General features: G+C 72.8%; 4 protein-coding genes. All 4 read right to left on the bottom strand.

What is annotated here, in order from left to right:
- Nucleotides 1-144: 144 nt before the first annotated feature.
- The 4 genes from I8J29_RS33205 to I8J29_RS33190 are packed head-to-tail and all read right to left on the bottom strand — an operon-like array spanning nucleotide 145 to nucleotide 3,603.
- A complete protein-coding gene (locus I8J29_RS33205; RefSeq protein ID WP_208851533.1) occupies nucleotides 145-1,305 on the bottom strand; it encodes an acyl-CoA dehydrogenase family protein in 1,161 nt (386 codons plus the stop codon).
- Between the two features lie 7 nt (nucleotides 1,306-1,312).
- Entirely contained in the window at nucleotides 1,313-2,179 is an 867-nt protein-coding gene (locus I8J29_RS33200) for a 3-hydroxybutyryl-CoA dehydrogenase (protein WP_208851532.1), read from the bottom strand.
- A 52-nt stretch (nucleotides 2,180-2,231) separates the two neighbouring features.
- Nucleotides 2,232-3,431 (bottom strand): acetyl-CoA C-acetyltransferase, encoded by a 1,200-nt coding sequence (locus I8J29_RS33195; protein ID WP_208851531.1) that lies wholly within the window; start codon nucleotides 3,429-3,431, stop codon nucleotides 2,232-2,234.
- On the bottom strand, nucleotides 3,424-3,603 hold the full coding sequence (locus I8J29_RS33190; RefSeq protein ID WP_420831182.1) for an acyl-CoA dehydrogenase family protein: 180 nt from the start codon (nucleotides 3,601-3,603) through the stop codon (nucleotides 3,424-3,426). Before I8J29_RS33190 ends, I8J29_RS33195 begins: the two co-directional genes overlap by 8 nt.
- Nucleotides 3,604-3,784: the final 181 nt, after the last annotated feature.

Here is a 3,784-nt window from a genome sequence, read left to right as displayed (position 1 = left end):
TCGGGAGCGCCGCCCGAGCCGCCGCCGCTCCCGGCCTGCCGGACTACGCGCTCCGTGCCGGCGCCCGCCGTGCCGGCCGGCTCGCCGCCGTCCTTCCAATCGCCGCCGTTCTCCATATCGCCTGCGCCTCCTTTTTCCCTTCGGCTAGCTCTTCAGCAGCTCGCCCGATATGACGATCCGGTGGATCTCGTTCGTCCCTTCGTAGATCTGCGTCACCTTCGCGTCCCGAAACAGCCGCTCCGCCGGATGCGCCTCCGTCAGCGCGTCCGGGCCGCACCATTGCAGCGTCCGCGAGGCGACGCGGACGGCCGCGTCGCTGGCGGCCAGCTTCGCCATCGACGACTCCTTCGCGCACGCCCGGCCGCGCCGCAGCAGGTCCGCCGCGCGGTAGACGAGCAGCGCCGCCGCCTCGACCTGCGCGGCCAAGCCCTCCAGCTCCGCCGCCGCTTCGCCCCGCAGGCTCCGCGGCACCCGGGGCAGCTCGGCTTCCGCCAGCGCCAGCGCGGCCCGCGCGATGCCGAGCGCCTGCGCGCCGATGCCGATCCGGCCGCCGCTCAAGGCCGACTTCGCGATGCGGAAGCCCTCGCCCTCGCCGCCGAGCCGCTGCGCCGCCGGCACCCGCGCTTCCTCCAGGATCAGCTCGCACGTGTTGGAGCCGCGGAGCCCCGTCTTCCGCTCCTTGCGGCCGACGGCGAAGCCGGGCGTATCCTTGCCGACGAGGAAAGCCGTGATTCCGCCGCCGGCCCGCGGCTTCGTCCCCGACGGCTGCGCCGCTCCCGGCTCGCCCGGCACGACCGCGAACAGCACGTACTGATCGGCCTCGCCGGCGTTCGTGATGAAGACCTTCGTGCCCGTCAGCACGTAATCGTCGCCGTCGCGCGCGGCGGTCGTGCGGATCGTCGACGCGTCCGAGCCGGCGTGCGGCTCCGTCAGCGCGAACGCCCCGAGCCACGCGCCCGACGCCAGCAGCGGCAGGCAGCGCCGCTTCTGCGCCTCCGTGCCGTGATATACGATCGGCAGCGTGCCGACCGACGTGTGCACCGCGAGGATGACCCCGGCCGCCGCGCTGACCCGCGAGATTTCCTCGAGCGCCAGCATATAGGCCACCATGCCGTGACCGCCGCCGCCCCAGGCGGCCGGCACCGGCAGGCCGAGCAGTCCCTCCCGCGCCATCGCGTCCACGAGCGCCCGCGGGAACGCGTCGGTCGTTTCCATCGCCCGGACCGCCGGCGCGACCTCGGCCTCCGCGAACGCGCGCGCCTTGGCCCGCAGCGCCTCCTCTTCCTCCGTGAACCGGAACCGCATCCGGGGATCAGCCCCCTTCCGCGCCGGCGTATTCGTAGAAGCCCCGGCCGCTTTTGCGTCCGAGCCAGCCCGCCTGGACGTAGTTCCGCAGCAGCGGGCAGGGCCGGTATTTGGAGTCCCCGAAGCCCTCGTGCAAAATCTCCATGATCGCGAGGCATGTGTCGAGCCCGATCAGATCCGCCAGCGCCAGCGGGCCCATGGGATGGTTCATGCCCAGCTTCATGATTCCGTCGACCGTCTCGGCCGATGCCACGCCTTCGTACACGGCGTAGACCGCCTCGTTGATCATCGGCATGAGAATCCGGTTGCTCGCGAAGCCGGGGTAATCCCGCACCTCCAGCGGCGTCTTGCCCATCCGCTTCGCCAGCGCGGCCGCTTCGTTGAAAGTCTCGTCGCTCGTGCGCAGCCCGCGCACGAGCTCCACCAGCTTCATGACCGGCACCGGGTTCATGAAGTGCATGCCGACGACCTGCTCCGGCCTGCCCGTTGCCGACGCCAGCGCCGTCACCGACAGCGACGACGTATTGCTCGCCAAAATCGTCCCTTCCGCGCATATCGCGTCGAGCGCGGCGAAGATCCGCTTCTTCACGGCCATGTTCTCCGTCGCCGCCTCGATGACGAGATCGGCGCCGATCGCCGCGCTCAAATCGCCGCACGGCACGATGCGCGCCAGGGCGGTCGCGGCCGCCTCCGGCGTATAGCGCCCTTTCGCCGAGCCGCTCATCAGCGACAGGCCGATCCGTTCGACCGCCGCGGACACGCGCGCGTCGTCGGTATCGTGCAGCAGCACGCGGCACCCCGCGAGCGCCGCCGATTGCGCGATCCCGCCGCCCATCTGTCCCGCGCCGACGACGGATATCGTATTGATGCTCATCTTGCCAGCCCCTTCCTCCTGCTTCGCGCCTGCTCGCGCGCTCCCCGCCCCGCTAACCGTCCACCCGCAGCAGCAGCGCGTCCCCTTGGCCGCCGCCGCTGCAGATCGCGGCGATGCCGAGGCCCCCGCCGCGCCGGCGAAGTCCGTTCGCGAGCGTCGCCACGATGCGCGCGCCGCTCGCGCCGACCGGATGGCCCAGCGCGATGGCGCCGCCGTGCGCGTTCACTTTCTCGCTGTCCCAGCCGAGCAGGCGGCCGCAGGCGAGGACGACCGCCGCGAACGCTTCGTTCACCTCGAAGCGGTCGATATCCGCCAGCTGCAGGCCCTGCCGCCGCAGCAGCTTCTGCACGGCGAGCGCCGGGGCGATCGCGTACAGCCGCGGCTCCACGCTGACCGTCGCGTGCCCGGCGACCGCGGCGAGCGGCGCGATGCCTTCGCGCAGCGCGCGGTCCTTGGACGCCGCGATCACGACCGCCGCTCCGTCGTTCAGCCCCGGCGCGTTGCCGGCCGTGATCGTGCCCGTGCCGTCGGCGCAAAACGCCGGCCGCAGCGCGGCGAGCTTCTCCAGGCTCGTGTCGCCGCGCGGCGCTTCGTCCGTGTCGATCGCGAACACGTGGCTCTTGGCGGGCGTCCCGCTGGCGAGCGGCACCGGCACGATCTCCGAATGGAAGACGCCCTGCAGGATGCCCTGGACGGCGCGCTCGTGGCTGCGCAGCGCCCACTCGTCCTGCTCGGTGCGGGAGATGCCGTACTCGGCGGCGATGCTCTCGGCGTAGTCGCCCATATGCCGGCCGCCGAAGGCGCAGGTAAGCCCGTCGCGCAGCACCAGATCGACCGCGGCGCCGTCGCCCATGCGCCGCCCGAAGCGGAAATCCGGCAGCGCGTACGGAACGCCGCTCATGCTCTCCATGCCGCCGGCGGCGACGATCTCCGCGTCCCCCGCGGCGATGATCTGCGCCGCGAGCGTGATGCTGCGCATGCCGGAGGCGCATACCTTGTTCACCGTCTCGGCGGGCACCTCGACGCCGAGTCCGGCATACCGGGCGGCTTGGCGGGCCGGATTTTGCCCCGCGCCGGCCTGCACCGCCATCCCCATGATGACCTCCTCGACCGCCAGCGAGGAGATCCCGCTCCGCCGCAGCGCGCCCTGCAGCGCCAGACCGCCGAGCTCCGTCGCCGAATGGCCTTTCAAGGCGCCGCCGAACTTGCCGAACGGCGTGCGCGCGCTTCCGATCAGGACCGTTTCAGCCACCGCGTTCGCCTCCCTTTCCCGCCCCGCGCCGCGTCCGCGGCAAGCGGTCGAGCGCCGTGAACATCTGCACCGCTTTCGCGTCCCGCATGTACCGCTCGACGGGATATTCCTTCATATAGCCGTACCCGCCGTACACCTGCACGGCCTGAATGCCCGCAGGTCGGGAGGGCACACGTCTGAGCTCCAGTCACCAGGTCATCCCGCATGCCGGCTTCTGCCTGAGAAGAGGGGGGGGGGGGGGGGGGGGGGGGGGGGGGGGGGGGGGGGGGGGGGGGGGGGGGGGGGGGGGGGGGGGGGGGGGGGGGGGGGGGGGGGGGGGGGGGGGGGGGGGGGGGGGGGGGGGGGGGGGGGGG

Origin of the sequence: Paenibacillus artemisiicola, assembly GCF_017652985.1 — a bacterium.
Lineage (GTDB): Bacteria > Bacillota > Bacilli > Paenibacillales > Paenibacillaceae > Paenibacillus_Z > Paenibacillus_Z artemisiicola.
The sequence above is the reverse complement of the archived record's forward strand: the minus strand, read 5'-3'. Positions and strand labels throughout refer to the sequence as shown.

Coding starts and splice junctions, on each gene's coding strand:
- I8J29_RS33205 (WP_208851533.1), bottom strand. CDS start 1,305: ATGCGGTTCCGGTTCACGGAGGAAGAGGAGGCGCTGCGGGCCAAGGCG.
- I8J29_RS33200 (WP_208851532.1), bottom strand. CDS start 2,179: ATGAGCATCAATACGATATCCGTCGTCGGCGCGGGACAGATGGGCGGC.